This is a genomic window from Marinomonas spartinae, from assembly GCF_900089775.1.
Classification (GTDB): domain Bacteria; phylum Pseudomonadota; class Gammaproteobacteria; order Pseudomonadales; family Marinomonadaceae; genus Marinomonas; species Marinomonas spartinae.
On record NZ_FLOB01000003.1, the window covers coordinates 18770 to 36865 of the forward strand.

At 42.9% G+C, this 18096-nt stretch carries 14 protein-coding genes; 3 read left to right on the forward strand and 11 right to left on the reverse strand.

Annotated features, from left to right (window positions below; genetic code table 11):
* Positions 1–48: 48 nt before the first annotated feature.
* On the reverse strand, positions 49–606 hold the full coding sequence (locus MSP8886_RS07835; RefSeq protein ID WP_067014648.1) for a DUF1415 domain-containing protein: 558 nt from the start codon (positions 604–606) through the stop codon (positions 49–51).
* Positions 607–778: 172 nt separating this feature from the next.
* On the opposite strand from MSP8886_RS07835, the gene MSP8886_RS07840 reads away from it, so the two are divergent.
* Entirely contained in the window at positions 779–1981 is a 1203-nt protein-coding gene (locus tag MSP8886_RS07840; protein ID WP_067014651.1) for a DEAD/DEAH box helicase, read from the forward strand.
* A gap of 135 nt (positions 1982–2116) precedes the next feature.
* Here the strand turns inward: MSP8886_RS07840 and ribA are convergent, their stop codons facing one another.
* Together ribA and MSP8886_RS07850 are read right to left on the reverse strand one after the other, a co-directional pair.
* Positions 2117–2722, reverse strand: coding sequence for a GTP cyclohydrolase II (gene ribA, locus MSP8886_RS07845; RefSeq protein ID WP_083200873.1), 606 nt, complete (start codon positions 2720–2722; stop codon positions 2117–2119).
* A gap of 97 nt (positions 2723–2819) precedes the next feature.
* Positions 2820–3293 carry an Lrp/AsnC family transcriptional regulator gene (locus MSP8886_RS07850; RefSeq protein ID WP_067014653.1) on the reverse strand — a complete coding sequence of 158 codons (474 nt, stop codon included), beginning with the start codon at positions 3291–3293 and terminating at the stop codon, positions 2820–2822.
* A 217-nt stretch (positions 3294–3510) separates the two neighbouring features.
* Between MSP8886_RS07850 and leuA the strand changes: the two genes are divergently transcribed.
* The gene (gene leuA / locus MSP8886_RS07855; protein WP_067014656.1) at positions 3511–5199 is read left to right on the forward strand and encodes a 2-isopropylmalate synthase; all 1689 of its coding nucleotides are present in this window, start codon (positions 3511–3513) and stop codon (positions 5197–5199) included.
* Between the two features lie 91 nt (positions 5200–5290).
* Here the strand turns inward: leuA and MSP8886_RS07860 are convergent, their stop codons facing one another.
* From MSP8886_RS07860 to MSP8886_RS07870, 3 genes are all read right to left on the reverse strand, one after another.
* Positions 5291–5734: a response regulator gene (locus MSP8886_RS07860; RefSeq protein WP_067014659.1), complete on the reverse strand. Its 444-nt coding sequence runs from the start codon at positions 5732–5734 to the stop codon at positions 5291–5293.
* Complete coding sequence (locus tag MSP8886_RS07865; protein WP_067014662.1) at positions 5734–10230, reverse strand: response regulator; 4497 nt, start codon at positions 10228–10230, stop codon at positions 5734–5736. Before MSP8886_RS07865 ends, MSP8886_RS07860 begins: the two co-directional genes overlap by 1 nt.
* 80 nt (positions 10231–10310) lie before the next feature.
* Complete coding sequence (locus MSP8886_RS07870; protein WP_067014664.1) at positions 10311–10556, reverse strand: hypothetical protein; 246 nt, start codon at positions 10554–10556, stop codon at positions 10311–10313.
* A 413-nt stretch (positions 10557–10969) separates the two neighbouring features.
* Here MSP8886_RS07870 and MSP8886_RS07875 point away from each other — a divergent pair, with 413 nt between their 5' ends.
* A complete protein-coding gene (locus tag MSP8886_RS07875) occupies positions 10970–11767 on the forward strand; it encodes a nucleoside-specific channel-forming Tsx family protein (RefSeq protein ID WP_067014667.1) in 798 nt (265 codons plus the stop codon).
* A gap of 77 nt (positions 11768–11844) precedes the next feature.
* Here MSP8886_RS07875 and MSP8886_RS07880 read toward each other — a convergent pair whose 3' ends face one another.
* The 5 genes from MSP8886_RS07880 to MSP8886_RS07900 all read right to left on the reverse strand — a co-directional run bounded on the left by MSP8886_RS07880 (position 11845) and on the right by MSP8886_RS07900 (position 18061).
* Positions 11845–13239 (reverse strand): ABC transporter ATP-binding protein, encoded by a 1395-nt coding sequence (locus MSP8886_RS07880; RefSeq protein WP_067014671.1) that lies wholly within the window; start codon positions 13237–13239, stop codon positions 11845–11847.
* Positions 13236–14036 (reverse strand): ABC transporter permease, encoded by an 801-nt coding sequence (locus tag MSP8886_RS07885; RefSeq protein ID WP_245659060.1) that lies wholly within the window; start codon positions 14034–14036, stop codon positions 13236–13238. Before MSP8886_RS07885 ends, MSP8886_RS07880 begins: the two co-directional genes overlap by 4 nt.
* Complete coding sequence (locus MSP8886_RS07890) at positions 14033–14968, reverse strand: ABC transporter permease (RefSeq protein ID WP_067014673.1); 936 nt, start codon at positions 14966–14968, stop codon at positions 14033–14035. The genes MSP8886_RS07885 and MSP8886_RS07890 overlap by 4 nt, the downstream gene beginning before the upstream one ends.
* Positions 14965–16467 (reverse strand): ABC transporter substrate-binding protein, encoded by a 1503-nt coding sequence (locus MSP8886_RS07895; protein WP_139063114.1) that lies wholly within the window; start codon positions 16465–16467, stop codon positions 14965–14967. Before MSP8886_RS07895 ends, MSP8886_RS07890 begins: the two co-directional genes overlap by 4 nt.
* 361 nt (positions 16468–16828) lie before the next feature.
* Complete coding sequence (locus MSP8886_RS07900; protein ID WP_067014680.1) at positions 16829–18061, reverse strand: ABC transporter substrate-binding protein; 1233 nt, start codon at positions 18059–18061, stop codon at positions 16829–16831.
* Between the last annotated feature and the right edge of the window lie 35 nt (positions 18062–18096).

An 18096-nucleotide genomic window follows, 5' to 3' on the forward strand; every position in this document is an offset into this window, starting at 1 on the left:
CATTCATTTTGCACACTACCATTGATTATCTATCAACAAAGGGCAGGGCTAATCGCCAGCAGTCATGCTAGCGGATAAAATAGCTTCCAGCCTGTCTTTACCAAGCTCGTCCATCTTTTCTATATTCTGTTCAGGGATCACATCCGTATCCCCATAAAAGGCGATGGCCTTATCAACACTCGCCTCACGTAACAAGTGAAGCATTGGATAGGGGGAGCGATTTGTATAGTTCGACACATCGTTTGGTTCTGTGCCGGAAAAACAATAATCAGGATGAAAAGTCGCTAATTGATACACCCCTTCACATTCCTGCTCAAACATTAGGTTTTCAGCCATATCGACAAAGTCTAGGTAACGATAAAAATCACTGAACAGTGTAGGAAATACCAGCAAAGTGGTTTCCGTTTCAGGATGTTCATCCAACCATTGCACTTCAGCCATCAGCTCCTCGAGAGCTACTTGCATTTTCTTGGAACGTAGCACCACAACACGAACGGACTCTCGTTCCACTTCTCGTTTGGCGAAAGGGCAAATATTAAAACCAACAATGAAATCTTTTACCCACTTCATGGTCTGGGTAGTGACCAATTCATCAGACAGCTGCATACCACTCTTATTTCTTTCTAATGTTTTCTTCATTCTAGAGCAAACACTCCAGAGGGTATAGACAATCCCAACATGTTTCGATTTCGAAAGCCTATAAAACAAGGTATGATTGAGTGATTGTGTGCAAATAGAATGAGCTGCGCACCTTTTTTCCTCGCAACAGAGAATTTACATGTCATTTGCTGAATTAGATCTTGATTTCACCATAGAGCAAGCCATTAGCGACTTGGGGTTCGAGTCCCCCACTCCAATACAAGAACAAGCCATACCCATTGCGTTAGATGGATCCGATCTATTAGCAACGGCACCAACGGGAACAGGAAAAACCATTGCGTTTTGCGCCCCTGCCGTTCAACACATCCTTGACCGTGATGAACAATCAACCACCGCACCAAAGGTGCTAATTCTCGCACCAAGCCGAGAACTGGCTCGACAAATTTTCAATGTTGTTCAACAACTAACACAACACACTCGCATAACCTCACAATTAATTATTGGCGGCACCCCTTATGGCATGCAGCAGCAGCAACTAAGTGAAACTTGTGACGTTTTAGTAGCAACACCAGGTCGACTGGTTGAATTAGACGAAAAGCAATGGCTTGATTTAAGCGACGTCTCTTATTTTGTCATCGACGAAGCAGATCGAATGTTAGACATGGGGTTTGTTGATGCTATTAACCGCATTGCGAAAGAGCTACCAAAAGAACATCAGACCTTAATGTTTTCCGCCACATTAGAAGGCGAAAAAATGGGACGCTTTGCCAGCGCCCTACTCGACGATGACACTCAACAGTTGCGTTTGGGGGAGTCCGCTCGCACCGTCCCCACGCAAATTCGTCAAATTGCTTATCGTGTCGATGATGACACCCACAAAGAAGCGGTTCTAAAACATTTGTTAACCCAAGAGCGTGTAAAACAAGCAGTTGTCTTTGTTGCCAACCGCGAACATGTTGATGTTTGGGTACAACGCATTCGCAACATGGGCTTCATGTGTGATGGTTTACATGGCGAGATGAAACAAGGGGATCGTAGTGAACACTTAAAGCAGATGAAACGTGGCCGATTACAGATCTTGGTTGCAACCGACGTGGCCTCACGGGGGATAGACCTTCCAGAAATCAACACAGTCATTAATTTAAGATTAGCGCGCAAAGCGGATTCCTATATTCATCGCGCTGGACGAGCATCACGGGAAGGTGCCCCTGGAGAATGCTACTCCCTGATCGACATAAACGATCTTCCGATGATTGAAAAAATTCAGCGTTTTATGCAAGCCAACATTAAATTTGGCCGCATTGAAGGTTTAGAACCCAAAACTAAAACCCGCTCACTTAGCAACAAGAAGAAAAAGAAAAAAACGACTGCGAAAAAGTAAAGCTACCAACCTTATCAACAATCAGCCCTTCATATATAGTGTAGCTAGGCGGAACACCCGACTAGCTAACTGACACGTCAAACGTTCTCTCCCCCTTTTCACTAAATGCCAACCTAGGCCCTAGGCCAACACTCATCAATCAAACTTAAGGGTATGATGTTTGCGCTTTGCTTTCGTTTCTAAATACTGGCGATTATGTTGATTCATATGCACTTTTGTCGGAACCAACTCAGCCACGTCAATACCGTGCTCCATCAATTGCTTTGCTTTATCTGGGTTATTTGTTAATAAGCGCAATTGAGTCACGCCAACCGCTTTCAACATCTCCGCCGCAATACCGAAGTCTCGACCATCCTCGGGGAGGTGAAGCATTTCGTTGGCTTGATAGGTGTCATAACCTTGATCCTGCAACGCATATGCATCAAGCTTTGAATAAAGCCCAATACCGCGCCCTTCTTGGCGTAAATATAAAATGTAGCCCCCTTCCTGATTGATGCGATCAATGGCTTCATCAAGCTGCTCACCACAATCACAACGGCCCGACCCAAACACATCCCCTGTCAAACACTCGGAATGTAAGCGCACTAATGGAATGTCGTTCTTTTCACTGTTTGTTCCTTCAAAGAAAATCCCTATATGCTCTTTACCAGAGTCATCACCATCAAATGAGATGAACTCAGCCATCACATCACCTGCACGGACAGGAATGACAACTCGCCTCTTCTCCGTCAATTTACTCATAATCTTTCTCTACTAGGGATTTTTAACTTCATTAATTATAACGTCCATTAATTTGGTCAAAAGCATAAATATCAACACTAAATAAGGAAATACCCTGCTAAATGATATGATTCAATGGCAAGGCCGTGCTCTCTTTTACACTACGCAATAAAAAACTTGACTGCACACCCGTCACACCTGGAATGCGTGTTAGCTTGCCTAATAAAAAATCATGGTACTTTTCCATGTCTTCCACCACGACCTCTAACAAGTAATCACAATTTTGCCCAGTCACCAAATTGCAATTTTTTACTTCTGAAAAAAGATCCACCTGCTCTTCAAATACACTGAATCGATCTGGCGTATGTCGATCCATGCTAATCTGTAGAAAAGCCGTTAATTTTAAGCCTAGACTTGATCGTTTTAACAAAGTCACTTTGCGATCTATGACGCCACTCTCTTCAAGTGCCTTTACTCGCCGCAAGCACGGAGAAGCTGATAAGCCAACACGGTCTGCCAACTCTTGGTTGGTTAAGCTAGAATCTTGCTGTAACTCTCGCAAAATACTCAAATCAATTTTATCAAATCGCATTCTATACCCACCTTTTGCTTCGTTTTCGTTAATTTTAGCAATATAATGCTAAAATTATTATTTTTCCTAGTGAAAAACGCAATCTTTTACTCAAGTTTTTTCGTTATGATATAGCCATACTGAGAAAACAAATACGAACACCACAAAGCAAGCGCCTATACAAGACGCATTAATAATAAACGAGGTTTACCGACCTCCCATTAATAAGGACAAGATCATGTCGTCTTTTGACCATTCAACGTTTAACCACAGAAAATACAAACCGTTTGCACCGGTTGCCATTGAAAACCGCACTTGGCCGGATCAAGTGATTACCAAGGCCCCAATTTGGTCGAGCGTGGACCTGCGTGATGGCAACCAAGCGTTGGTTGAACCTATGACGGTGGAACAAAAGAAACAGTTCTTTGCCCTACTTGTTGATGTGGGTTTTAAAGAAATTGAAGTAGGCTTTCCAGCAGCCTCTCAACTGGATTTTGACTTCGTTCGTTGGTTGATCGAAGAGGATCAAGTGCCAGATGATGTCTACATTCAAGTGCTAACACAGGCCCGCCCAGAGCTAATTGCTCGCACCTACGAATCTCTAAAAGGGGCCAAAAAAGCCATTGTTCATGTATACAACTCGACGTCCACAACACAACGTGAACAAGTATTCCGCATGGATATGGAAGGCATTAAGCAAATCGCTGTCAATGGAGCGAAATGTGTTAAGGAACACGCCGAAAAATACCCTGAAACAGAGTGGGTGTTTCAATATTCCCCTGAGAGTTTCACAGGCACAGAAATTGACTATGCGGTAGAAGTCGTTGATGCGGTTACCGAAGTATGGCAACCCACGCCAGAGCGTAAAATTATCATCAACCTTCCTGCGACAGTAGAGGTATCCACACCAAATCGTTACGCCGATCAAATTGAGTACTTCTGTCGTCACGTGAAAAAACGTGACTGCATGATCGTTAGTCTACACACACACAATGACCGAGGCTGTGGCGTGGCCGCTGCCGAGCTTGGTGTCATGGCAGGGGCAGATCGTATAGAAGGCACCTTGCTAGGCAATGGCGAGCGTACGGGTAATATGGATATCGTCACCATGGCGATGAACATCTACAGCCAAGGGGTTGACCCTGAGTTAGCACTTGGCGACATGGATCGCATCATCAGTGTGGTTCAAGCCTGCACCTTACTACAGGTACACCCTCGTCACCCTTATGCAGGCGAATTAGTGTTCACCGCGTTTTCTGGCTCTCACCAAGATGCCATCAAAAAATGCTTGGCTAACCAAACTGATAACAAACCTTGGGATGTGGCTTATCTACCTATTGATCCTCGTGATGTGGGCCGTAGCTACCAAGAAGTTATTCGCGTAAATAGCCAATCAGGTAAAGGTGGTGTGGCTTATACCTTAGAACAAGAATATGGCCTAGCTTTGCCGCGCTGGTTACAGGTAGAGTTCAGCCCAATTATTCAACAATATGCAGAGCAAGATGGCGGCGTAGTAGATGCTGAATCCATGAAAAGCTTGTTCGAAACACACTTTATGACAGGGACAACGCCGTATAAGCTAGGCAAGTATGATCATAGCAAAGACGAAGTGGACACCATCCATGCCGAACTTATCGGTGCTGGAAGTAAAATAAACATATCAGGTAAAGGCAATGGTGCACTATCAGCCTTCGCCGAAGCCTTGAGTAAACACTTTAATGTTCGAGTTGATATTATCCAATATCAAGAGCATGCCTTGACAGTCGGCAGTGACTCACAGGCCATTGCCTACGTACAAACCAATATTGATGGAGATCGCTTTAATGGTGTTGCCATCGATAACGACATTGTATCCGCTTCTATCCAAGCATTAATTGCGACAGTCAACCAAAAGTCGACTCAAAGCAAGCAAGAAGCCGTGGCTTAACTTACCCAGTTAACCCTTTCTTCTTTGATAAAAAAACCGAAAGCCACGTCTGTTACTTTCGGTTTTTTTATTCTCTTGAGAGCATCGCTCGTCAAGAATCTATAGCAGTTTGCTCTGACAATTTAGCATCTAGCGCTATTAGCCTTCGACGTATATCGGCAATACGCTGCATGGTAAGCGTTTTGGCCAATAAGACTTTCTGCTGAATAGGTTTGATTAAATAATCATCACCTCCCACCGAAATGCTTTTTTCCATATCTTCCATTTCGGCACTCGCACTCAGAAAAATGACAGGTACCCATTCGAGAACTCGCTCTTGCTCAATTTGGCGAATTCTCTTCACAGCTTCAAAGCCATTTAATTGTGGCATCTGCGCATCCATTAATATCAAATCAATATCATTTTCATGAAGGACATATTGCTCTATCGCTTCCATGCCATTGGAGGCTTCAATGCTATGATGACCCAATTTCGATAAATACAGCTTGAGCAGCAATCGATCTGTATTGGTATCATCCGCTATCAATACTTTCATCACACACCAACCAGCTTTTTTAACTCAGAACAAAACGCATTGTACTCTGTTTCTATAAGGTCCATTAGCTCACTAGTCTTATCACTCCCCCCTCGCTTCGAATCTACTTCTAAGCGAGCGGCTAGGCCTGACAACCGCTTTGCCCCCACATTCATGGCAATGGATTTCATGCTATGACTGGCGGAATAAATAGTATCCAAATCTGGTGATAGACGGTGCTTCTTTAGTACATTGACAATGGAAAGAGAGTCCTCGTAAAAGGTATCAATTAGAATTTGCAAATCTTCCCCCAAAGCACTCTTTAGTTCCATGAGCATATCCACATCAATACGCGGTGCTAAAATTAAATGATCGAGCGGTTCTTTCTCCGCCTCTGCTGACACAACTGATATAGGTTTAGCCAATAAATGCTTTAACAAAACAACTTCTAAATCGGCTTGCTTGAAAGGCTTCGCAATTAAACCATCACCACCGGCCCGATTCACTTCACTGACCCTTTCCGTCATCGCATCCGCTGTCAAAGCGTATATAGGTACGCGCTTAACCATCAACCCTTTTTCAGCTTGTCGAATCGCTCGCATAGCCGATAGACCATCCATTACGGGCATATGCAAATCCATCAAAATTAAGTCCGGCTGCTCAGAGTCCCATTTTTGAACACCCAATTCCCCATTTTCTGCCTCGATGATCTCGACACCCAACTTCTTGAGCATACTTCTCGCAACAACTCTATTGGCCGCCATATCTTCCACAATTAATATTCGACCGACATACTCGTTTGAGGCTGCTGACATCAATGCTTTGTTACTAGAAAAATCCCAATAGGAAAATTGCCTCCCTAAAACCGTACTGTTTAGCGCTAAGTTAAGCCCTTCACATAACACTCTAGCATTGAGCGGTTTTGCCAAGCACACATTCACCCCCGCTTCAGTCAAGTCATTCTGACTAAACCGACCCGCTGAAGTAGATATTAATATCGCAGGAGAATGCAATTGATTGGTACGCTTTCTGATCAATCGACATAAGTCCAGTCCATCCAAATCGGGCATTTGATAATCTAAAATAATGACATCGTAAGGCCGCGCCCCTTCATAAGCGTCGAGCCATTTATCAAATGCCAAACTGGCATTTTGCTCCACATCGCACATCATACCTAATTCTCTTAGCTGATTAGATAAAATGGTTAAATTGGAAGCACTATCGTCAACAAGCAATATCCTGCTCTGCCCCATCAAAGACAAAGGAAGCCCTCCTTCTTCTACTTTATATAGAGCGTAATTTTCCTGCAAAGGTACATGCACCACAAAAGTAGAGCCAACCCCTTCACTGCTCTCCAACTCTATCGCCCCATCCATCAGCTCAACCAGTTGCTTGGTGATAGCCAACCCTAAGCCAGTTCCACCAAAACGGCGCGTTGTTGAGGTATCCGCTTGAGTGAACGCCTTAAATAAAGAGGCTTGAGCTCTATCTGGAATACCAATCCCTGTATCTCGCACCTCAATAGAGACGTTCACATTGCCCTGCTGACTCGACTCGCAAGAAACACGCACCACCACCTGGCCTTCATGGGTAAATTTCACCGCATTACTAATCAAGTTTATTAGGATTTGACGCATGCGAAATGAGTCACCAATAAAATGCCTTGGCATCTGTACCGGGTACTCAACCAGAAGGTCAACCCCCTTTTCTTCCGCTTTGATCAGCAACAAACTAATGACACTAAAAATTTTCTTCTCTAAATCAAATTCTACCTTCTCCATGGTCAGCTGGCCGGATTCTATTTTAGAGAAATCCAATATGTCATTGATAAGCCTTAGCAAACTTTCCCCAGACTCCCGAAGAATATCCACTTGCATACGTTGTTCATCTGTTAAATAGGAGGACTTCAATAGTTCTGCAACACCAAGAATGCCATTTAATGGGGTCCTGATCTCATGGCTCATTGTCGCAAGAAAATCACTTTTCGCCTGATTAGCCATTTGTGCTTGCCGGCTCGCTTTCTTTAATACTTCTTCTGCCTCTTTTCGAGAAGTAATATCAAAGTTCACACCTGTTATTCGAGAAATAATACCCTTTTTATCACATTCAATGATGCCAGTCGCCTTAATATAGCGGACTTGGCCATCGGGCCGAATAATACGAAAATCCGCATCTAAATTTTCTTTTTTTCTATAGGACTCACCAATTGATTGATAAAGTAACGGTGCATCATCTGGATGCATTGAATTCAGCCAACCTAGAAAGGGATCAATATCATCGTTTTTATTAAAACCAAATATTTTCCACATCCAATCATCCCAGATCACTTCATTAGTACGTGTGTCCCAAGACCAAACACCAATACCTGCAGAATTAGCGGCCAGAGAAAACCTTTGATTTACCGTCAATATCTCTTTCTCAACCTGAAGCCTTTCAGTAATATCGTTAATATGAACAATATAACCTTTTAAACTACCGTCTGTATTTTCAAGAAAGCTTCCAAAGGTTTCAGAGGAAAAAATACGACCATATTTATCTTTATAATCCAAGTAAACTTTAGATAGTTCATAAGTTCTTATATAGTATTGTGCAAGACGAACAAAATCCTCTTCTTTTGCATAAAGCAACCGTGTTGAACAACCAACAACTTCTTCTTCGGAGTAGCCAAACAAGCGTAAAAAGGCAGGATTTACCATCCTAATGGTTCTTGTATTATCGTAGAATGCAATCGCCGTTGGAGCATCCATAAATAAAGACTCAAAAAGTAGCTTCTGTTCTAAAATAACAATTTCCGACTCTATTTGCTTTGTCTTGTCTTGGAAAGTAATCACCGCACCGTCAACTTCATGATCATTTCTTTTTAAGGAAACACAGCTGAACTCAACAGCAAAAGCCCCCTGCTTACCCCAAATAAATTCATTGTCTGAATGGGAGCTTACCCCTGTTTCTAAGGTATTTCGAACGGAACAATCTTCTACTAAATTGGGCGTCCCATCGGGAGCGGTATGATGCAAAAAGGCATGGTGGTGTTGGCCCAACAACTCATGTTGACTATACTGAGTTAAGCGGCAGGCTGCAGCATTAGCAAAAGAGATATGACCATCAGAGTCTAACCCCAGCACCCCTTCTTGGAGAGAATCCAACAATAGACGATTGCGGCATTCTGAGTCTTTTAGACTTTCAAGCGCTCGACTTCTGTAGATTTCATAGCCTATCCATTGGCCTAATAATTTAATGAGTTCGATCTCATCCTCTTCATAGGGTGCATCTTTGGGGTAGGAACTAGAAAAGCTTAACGTCCCCCATACCTCGCCACCTACCTTAATAACAATACCTATATAGGATTCTAAAGCGAAATATCGATAACATGAGGGGGATTTAATATGGCTTTCATCAGCATTATGAAAGTATGTTGGTTCCTCACTATAGAGTGTATATGCGCAATAGGTTTCTTGTAAGTCAAACACCATACCTGTCGACAGCTCGTTATTAGGAGATTGGCAATACTGTATAGTATACTTATCCCCTTCTACATGACTCACAATACCAAGAGGCAAATTATACTGCTCACCTCCTATAGCCAGCATTTTCTGTATTTTTTCGTCCGTAGACAACGACTCATTATTCGTAACACTGTGCAATGCCCTAAGTGTTGTCTGTGTGCGCCTTAATACTGTAATATTTTGAGAGAATAAATAAAAACCATCCTGTTTATTTTTTATATAGCGAGGCACTATTTTAACTTTAATAGTGACCTTTTCTTTATTAAAACCATGATAGGAACTATATTCAAAATTCGATTCATTACCCTCCATAACATCCGATATTCTCCCTTCAATAAACTGGTAACAACCCTCCCCCATCAACTCTTTAACAGTTAGACCGACAACATCAAAACTTCGTTTTTTAAAAACTCTTTCATGGGCTTTATTAGCATATACACACTTTAGATCGTTATCATAAGCAGCGAGGAAATCAGGAGACATATTGCATAAAGTGATATAGTCATGCTCATTATGAGCCAGAGAAATATCGCCTTGATCTTTTTTTTCGAGCAAAGGGGTAGGCTTGTCTACAGGTTTATTGTTCAGCAAGCCTGTTAAAATACTCAGAATAGGAGAAAGAGAATCGAAAAACGTTTGATCGAATGAAAGAGAAGCATCCAGACTCACAATACATAATAGCGCGTCTACCTGATTGTCTACACAAACCCGCTCTATCAGCAAAGAGCTATGGGTTAAAAAATGTATTAACGATGCTTTTTGTAGAAAATCAGGCAAGCTCTCTTTTTCAACGATTTTTTCGATGGCTAAACGATCCACCATGAAGTGATGACGAATTTGCTGAGCGAGCAACAAAAAGTCCTCTTTGTTTTGCTCATTCGACAGTAGGCAATCATCCTGAAAAATTAATCCAGCAGAAGAGTAAGAGTACAACCTATCAATAACAGAAAGTGTTGCTATCAAAGGTTGTTTGACACTATCCATTTGCTGTAATGCAGTCAAAGAACCTAACATAAATAAAATTCCCTTCTCATAATGTGGCCTTACAACAAATCAGTATAGAGTAAGCTCACTGTCCCTTAACAACCTGCTCATTAGGGCAGTAGCTTATCCAACAAGGCACAATCCCCCATCTTGTCACGATTCGCTTTCACCTTATCTAAAATTTTCTTAGCAACCTCTTTTTGCCTTTCAGATACATATTGAGAATTCACTGTGTCGTGAATACCTTTCAAGTATAGGTTTAATTTCGGGGTGCAGTAATCTTTCGAGGCAAACACACTGGAAGAGGAAAAAACAAGGGTTGTAGCCACTACAATAAGAGGTAATTTCAAAGACATAATTCCTGCTTAGTCAAAGATAATAAAATATACTAAAATTAGACCATACCCCTACCTATAAAGAAAACACATACGTCTTTTTTAGCTATTGCAAAGAGCAGTATCTATTGATTCCAAAACTTACCAACCAGTGGGGCTTTCTATTTTCCCTTTGCACAAGAACGATTCAGAGTAAATCTTTATGTCCATAAATACACTTAACCTATTGAAAATAAAAAGAATTTAAAAACCTTCTTCGACACTAGCTTGGTGCAAAGAAACATCATAATGACCCATTTAGGTGCACACATTTCCTTCATTAAAAATCCATTGTAATCAAAAAAAAATCATGTAATATTCGCATTTCAGTCATAATACTGACTAATTGGTCATATTTTAAACACCGCTTACTTATTGCATCCACGGAGACGCTAATGCGTAAATTACTTTTAGGATTAGGGTTAGCTGCCGCAGCTACTACAACTCTTGCCGCCGATTACTCTGATAATATTCATAAAAATGACTACTCTTGGAAGCAGTTCAACCTGATGTATGCATCAAAAGAGCTACCAGGCAAAAACAGCCATGACTACATGGAAATGGAATTTGGTGGACGTTCAGGCATTGTTGACCTTTACGGGTATATTGATGTATTCAACCTAACTAATAGCACAAGCAGCGACAAATACGGTAAAGATAAAATCTTTTTGAAAATTGCGCCACGCTTCTCTTTGGATGCCATTACAGGCAAAGACCTATCTTTTGGCCCTGTAAAAGAGCTTTATATAGCCACTCTATTCAGTATGGATGGTGGTACTGGCAAGTTTGCCACGAATAACAACTTCATTGGTTTAGGGTCCGATATCGACATTCCATGGCTAGGTAAGACAGGAGTCAATCTATATGCCCTATACGACAGCACGGACCATCGCCAAGACTGGAATGGTTACCAATTGTCGGCTAACTGGTTCAAACCCCTAATGACGTTTGATAACGACTCTTTCATCGCTTACCAAGGTTACTTTGATTACCAATTCGGTATGAAAACAGATAAAGGCTATGCAACCTCTAGTACAGGGTTTGATAACTTCAACGGTATTTACTGGCATTCTAAACGTTATGCAGTGGGCTACGGCTTGAAATACTTCAATAACGTTTATGGCATTAAAAACTCTGATGCCCTTAAGTCTACCGGTTTTGGTCAATATATAGACGTATCTTATAAATTCTAAGACGCCGTTTTATTAGTTTACACATAAAAATCCCCGCCTTATGCGGGGATTTTTTTGCAACGAAGTCAGCCCATTCACTAAGACAAGGCAATTACCTGATCACAAGTGTGTCGAATCATATCAGGATCATGACTCACTAATAGCACACTACAGTCTTGCTCCCTTGCTAATTCCACTAACAACATGGTCACTTCTTTTGCGGTAATCGGATCCAGTCGTGACGTTGGCTCATCCGCAAATAAAAAGACAGGGTCTAGCAACAAAGCTCGTAGAATCGCAAAGCGCTGTAACTCCCCTCCTGATACCTCAAGACAAGTACGTTCTAGTATTTCTTGCGACAGGCTCAGTCGAGCCATGAGCGGTCCTATACGAGATCGGTCTACCCCATGCAAACCAATCAAGTCATCTAATAACGTCGCCAACGAAACACTTCCTGAAAAGGCTGATGGAGGATCTTGATACAACTTCAACCATTGATGTGGCTTTGCTTTTTTGTCAAAACGCTCAATAGATCCAGCCTCTAATGGCAGCAGCCCAAGCAACGCATCACCTAATGAGCTCTTACCGCAGCCACTGTCCCCTACCACGCCCACCACTTCACCTTTTGAGATTGTAAACGACAAACCCTCAATAATCGTCTTACCGCCACGTGCTAGGCGAAGCGCCTCTGCCTGCATTACCCTATCGGACTTAGCAAAATAACTCGGGTCACGATCTACTATAGGCCACTCACTCGGCTGAGCCTGCAACAACAATTTTGTGTATTCAGCTTGTGGATGAGAAAGCACCTGCTCGACGGTACCCGACTCCACCAGCTGCCCTTCTTTGATCACCATGATGTCACCACCCAGTTGCTTAGCAACATGAACATCATGGGTGATTGTTAATAAACCGCCCCCTTGTGATTTATCCTGTAGAAGACGAATGACCTCTTCCCGGCGACTAACGTCCAACCCTTTAGTCGGTTCGTCTGCTAGGATCAATGAAGCACCACCCGCTGTCGCAGCAACAATCGCTAGGCGCTGAGCCATACCACCCGATAATTCACCTGGCAGTTTATCCGCGCTCTTTTCTAAACCAAGAGAAGTCAAAGCCTCCATCGCACTGCTATTTGCGATGTGTTTTGATTGTCCCACAACCCAGTGATATACATCACAGACCTGTTTCTGACTGGTCATTAATGGATCAAGGGCATGCCATGGTTCTTGGGGTAGCATCACTAATTCTTTTCCCCACATAGCACGGCATTCTTGTTTCGTCAGGGCCTTTGCAAAAATACTCACTGTACCTTTAAGTGTGAGTGAATCCGGCAAAAGCCCCATGATTGCCTGAGCCAGCAAACTTTTTCCAGACCCCGTTTGTCCAAGAATCGTCAAAGGGCGGTCTTGGTGTAAGTTAAAAGTTAACGGAGAAACTAAACAGCTCGCCTTTGAGTAGACACTTAATTGATCCACTGAAATAAGAGGATTCATGATGATTTCCTTCCTAACAAATGAAAACCCAGCACCAACAAAGCGATAGCAATAAGCGGTTCAGCGAGCAACCAAGGTGCATCAGAGTAATAAGGGAACAACTCCACCATCATCAATCCCAACTCCGCTAAAGGCGGCTGCATACCAACATACACAAAACCCAGAGACGCCATGGTTAAAATGGCCGTGGCACAACCAAAGGTCGCTAGCGTGAATACAGAAGGGGCGATAGCAGGCCAAATGTGTCGTTTAAACAGATACCAACGACCAAAGCCCATCATCTGTGACGATTGCATAGCAGGTGAATCTACAGTCATTTTCGTAATGGCTCGCACGACACGCAAATACTCAACCCATTGAACCAGTGAAATAGCCAAATACAGGACAAAAAACGACCCAGGGACAATCGCAGCAAGCAGCAAGACAATCACAAGCCCAGGCAAGGCCAGTATAATATTCACAAAAACATTAAGCACCGCATCAACTTTTTTCCCAGACCAGGCAGCCCAGACACCAAGAGATACGCCAATAATCGAAGACGTTGCGACACACAGTACCCCTAGCATAAAGGATAAACGAATCGCATCCGCCATTCGCGCGACCATGCTGCGACCAAAGTGATCTGTTCCTAACCAATGAGTCCCGCTAGGAGGCGCTAGAATGGCATCCAGATCTTGATAAGCACCATCGTTGGGCGCTAGAGCATTCCCAAATAGAGCAAAAACCAACAGCACAAGTAAGAGAAGCCCACCACATTTTTGACCTAGTGTGGCATGTTTTAACAATGACACCATCATGCTTTCCCCCTCGCTCGCGGATCTAATCGATAACAAACAAGATCAACAAGGGTATTCAACACCACAAACAAAATCCCCATTAACAAAGCGGCACCTTGGATTACCGGAATATCACGGGCAAAAATCGCATGAGCCAAACCGTGACCAATTCCGGGCCAAGAAAACAAGGACTCAATCATCACAATCCCTTCGATCATCCCCACCAGTTGGATGCCTAAAAAGGCCACCACAGGCAAGGCAATATGACGCGTACCATGACGCAAAAAGGTCCGGCCTGACGACAAACCTTTGATCTGAGCAAAGCGATAAAAAGGCGCATGAAAAGCCTTAATGGCTGCGTTTCTCACAACACGATTAGAGATAGCGGCCAAGGTAAAAGCCAGACTTAACGCAGGCAATACGATATGTTCTGGTGAGCCAAACCCTGCCACAGGCAACCAATTCCAATGAATAGAAAACACCAGAATAAAAATTAACCCCACCACAAACACTGGCATAGCCCTTATTGTCGTCGAAAATACCACGATACCCTGATCGACCTTTTTACCAAAAGCCGCCCCCAGCAAGCCTAAGGGAATGGCAATAAAGAAGGACAAGAGCAGCGACACTGAAGCCAACATCAAAGAGTGTCCTAGCATATGCTGCAATATTTGCCACACCGGCTCATCACTGACTAAAGAGCTCCCCAAATTACCTTGCAGTAATTCTTTCAGCCAAGAAAAATAGGCAACAAAGGCTCCTTGATCCAAATTTAGTTCCTGACGAACCAAATCAGCAGCGTCACTGCTCACATTATCTTGCCCATAGCGACTAGCGGCGATCCGGTAGGCCATATCACCTGGTAAAGCCCGCATCAAGATAAAAGTCAGCGTTCCTACCCCCCAAATCACGGACAATAATTGAAACAGTCGAGGAAAGAATATTTTTTTCATCGTGCAACAAACACCATGTCATTTAAGTAAAAAGTACGCTCGAAAGGATCAAAGTGAAAACCTTTTACCCGACTATTTACCGCTGTATGTTGCTTATAAAATGTCACAGGAATCACTGGCCGATCTTGGTAAATGACCTGAGCAACATGCTGTGCTAATTGGTGGCGGACTTTCTTATCCGTTACTGATTGCAATGTTGCAAGGTCTCGATCAACCGATTCGTCATTCCAATTCATCGCGCCCCAATCGCTGCCAGTGCGGCCATAATCACTTAACATCACCCCTAACGGATCAGGAACAAAACCATAGTTACGCGCCATCAAGGCGACTTGCAAAGATCCATCTTGATGACCAGCAGGGATCGCACTAGAGTTACTCATATTCACCTTTAACTTGACGCCAATTTTCGCCCACTGAGCTTGAATGGCGGTGGCAACAGTGATCAACTCTGGGCGATCCGCATAAGTAATTAACGTCAACTCAAAAGGCTTACCATCGCGCTCTAAAACACCATCTTGATTAAGATGCCAGCCTAATGATGCCAACAGCTTTTGCGCTTTCACTACTGGCTGTTCAGGTACTTTGACATTGGGTAAATGCCAGTCGGCAAATGAGGCGGGTAATAATTGTTCGGTTTGTGATCCAGGAGAACGAAGCACTGCATTCGCAATGCCGCGACGATTAATAGCCAAACTCAGAGCTTGTCGAGCACGAACATCATTAAGAGATGGATAGCCACTATTCAGCTTTAAAACAATTGTCCGTGGCAGAGCGTCATCAAATACAGACACATTAGGAAAACGCTGCAGCATAGGAATACTTGCCGGATCGACACCAAACACAATGTCTGCCTGACCACTTCGAGCTTGCAGCACACGGCTTTCTGCGCGATGCCCCGTCAAATAGCTCGCAAAAGGAATGCTCGCCTTCTTCCCCCAATAACCAGCAAACTGTTTCACCACCAGCTTATGGGGCGGCGCGTATTGGAAAAGCTCATAAGGCCCAGTACCTGACATAGCTAAGACATTACCCTTCTTCCCATAACTATCTGGCAACAGAATGCTATTAGCGTAATTTGCTAACACAGCCCCTAATAAGGTGTAAGGTCGAGTAAGCTGTATCTCAACTTCGTCCTCGCTCAAAGCATGAATGTTACTTATAGGTGCCTTTGCTAGAGTGCCATGCTTCCCCATGGCGATCGATAAACTCTTCACGACGGCATTCGCATCTAGAGGCTGCCCACCATGAAAAACCACTCCCTTTCTTAGCTTAAAACGCCACGCTAGGCCATCATCACTCACCTGCCATTGGGTAGCTAATTCCGGAATCAAATGACCTTGATTATCGACACCTAACAAGGTTTCTAACACTTGCATACGAGTGTAGATGTAGCCATTTTTGGAGGGATCTAGACTCGTAAACTCAAATGGGCCACTGATAGAAAGAGTATTTTGTGAGGTTGGTTTTGGGTTGTCGGCGGCTACCGCAGAAGCGGTCATTGTGATGAGGAGATTTAACAGTAAAAAAAACCTTGTCGGTCGCCCAAAAAAAGACGCAGAAAACTTTGCATTATTTATCATCCTTACTATAAATATAGGTATTACATCGCCCGGAGCAGGCAATGAGTCCTTTAGAAGTATTTTAAAAACGTTATGATATATCATAACTAAAATATGCATCAACCATTCAATGCAATCTAATTACACAATATTTATAAAAACTATACCTTAGAGAAACGTGTTGTTCATCAAACCGCACGTAAATGATGATATAAAAAGATCCCCAGTCATTGGATGGTCCAATGACTGGGGATCTCTTCAGAATACCTAGTGGTTTTTTGTTTTACACATCAGACAAGAACTAATTTTGCACTTTAAACACACGCTCTCTGACTCGCTCCAAACGTTTCAAAATCGAATCAAGACGATTTGGCTCCATCATAAACTCTTGAAACCCTTTCATACCTTCTCGAGCCATCGCCGGATCGGTATCACGGTCATAAAACTGTGAGGTGCCAGAAGCCGCTTTGAGCATTTTCTCCCCTTCATTTAAGAATACATCATTAGGTGCATGGGCATCTTTATTGGTAGGAATCTGTAGTAACGCAGCATTAACCAGTGTCTGTGTGCTGGCACGCGCCATAAACTCTAAAAATTTCCGAGCGTCTTTTTTGTTTTTCGCTTTACTCGGTATATTAACAGTATCCATTGGCGCTTCTTCCGCGTCAGGTACTTTAGGATTAATGGTTGGGAACGGGAAGAAGCCCATTTTATTTTCAAGATTTTTTGGGAAGTTGGGCGTAATAAAATTCCCAATCAAATACATTGCCGCTTTACCGTTATACAAGAACGGCTGTGCCTCTTGCCATGAGTAAGCAGCATTATTCTTCAAGAAGTAACCCGGTTTTACTAACTGATCCCAGTACTCAAATACTTTTCTCACGCGCGGATCTGTATAGGCAATTTTGCCATCCATCAAATCCATATGAAATTTCAAGCCATTAATACGCAAATCGAGATAGTCAAACCAACCAGCTGCAGGCCACAAGTACTTGGTTCCTATAGTAATTGGTGTAATATCATTGGCTTTCAATTTAGCATTGACGGCTAAAAATTCTTTCCAAGTCTTAGGGACTTTTAAGCCTAATTTCGCAAAAATATCTTTTCGATAATAAATCCCCCATTGATAATAAGTGTAAGGAATACCATACTGTTTATTATTGACCGTCATAGCGCTGACGGCAGAGGGCATCAATTTTTTAAGTCCTTCTTTTTTCCACATGCCACTGACATCTTCAAACAAACCCTTCTTCACAAAGGTCTTCATTCGGTTACCAGCATACCAAAACACCACATCTGGCGGACTGGTCACCAACCAGTTACGAATAGCGGTTTTATAACCCTCTTTATCATAGAGATTATACTGGACCTTAATATCGGGATTTTCCGCTTCAAACTTTTTAATCACTTCCGCAAAGGCTTTTTTCGGCGCAGGATCCGCCTGATCCGAGTTAATCACCAAGGTCCCTGCATGGGATAAAGACGCCGCGACAGACGCCAACGCCCCTATACAAAACAAAGATAGTTTTTTCATATGATACATCCTCTTTTTGTTGTTATTGATGGAAA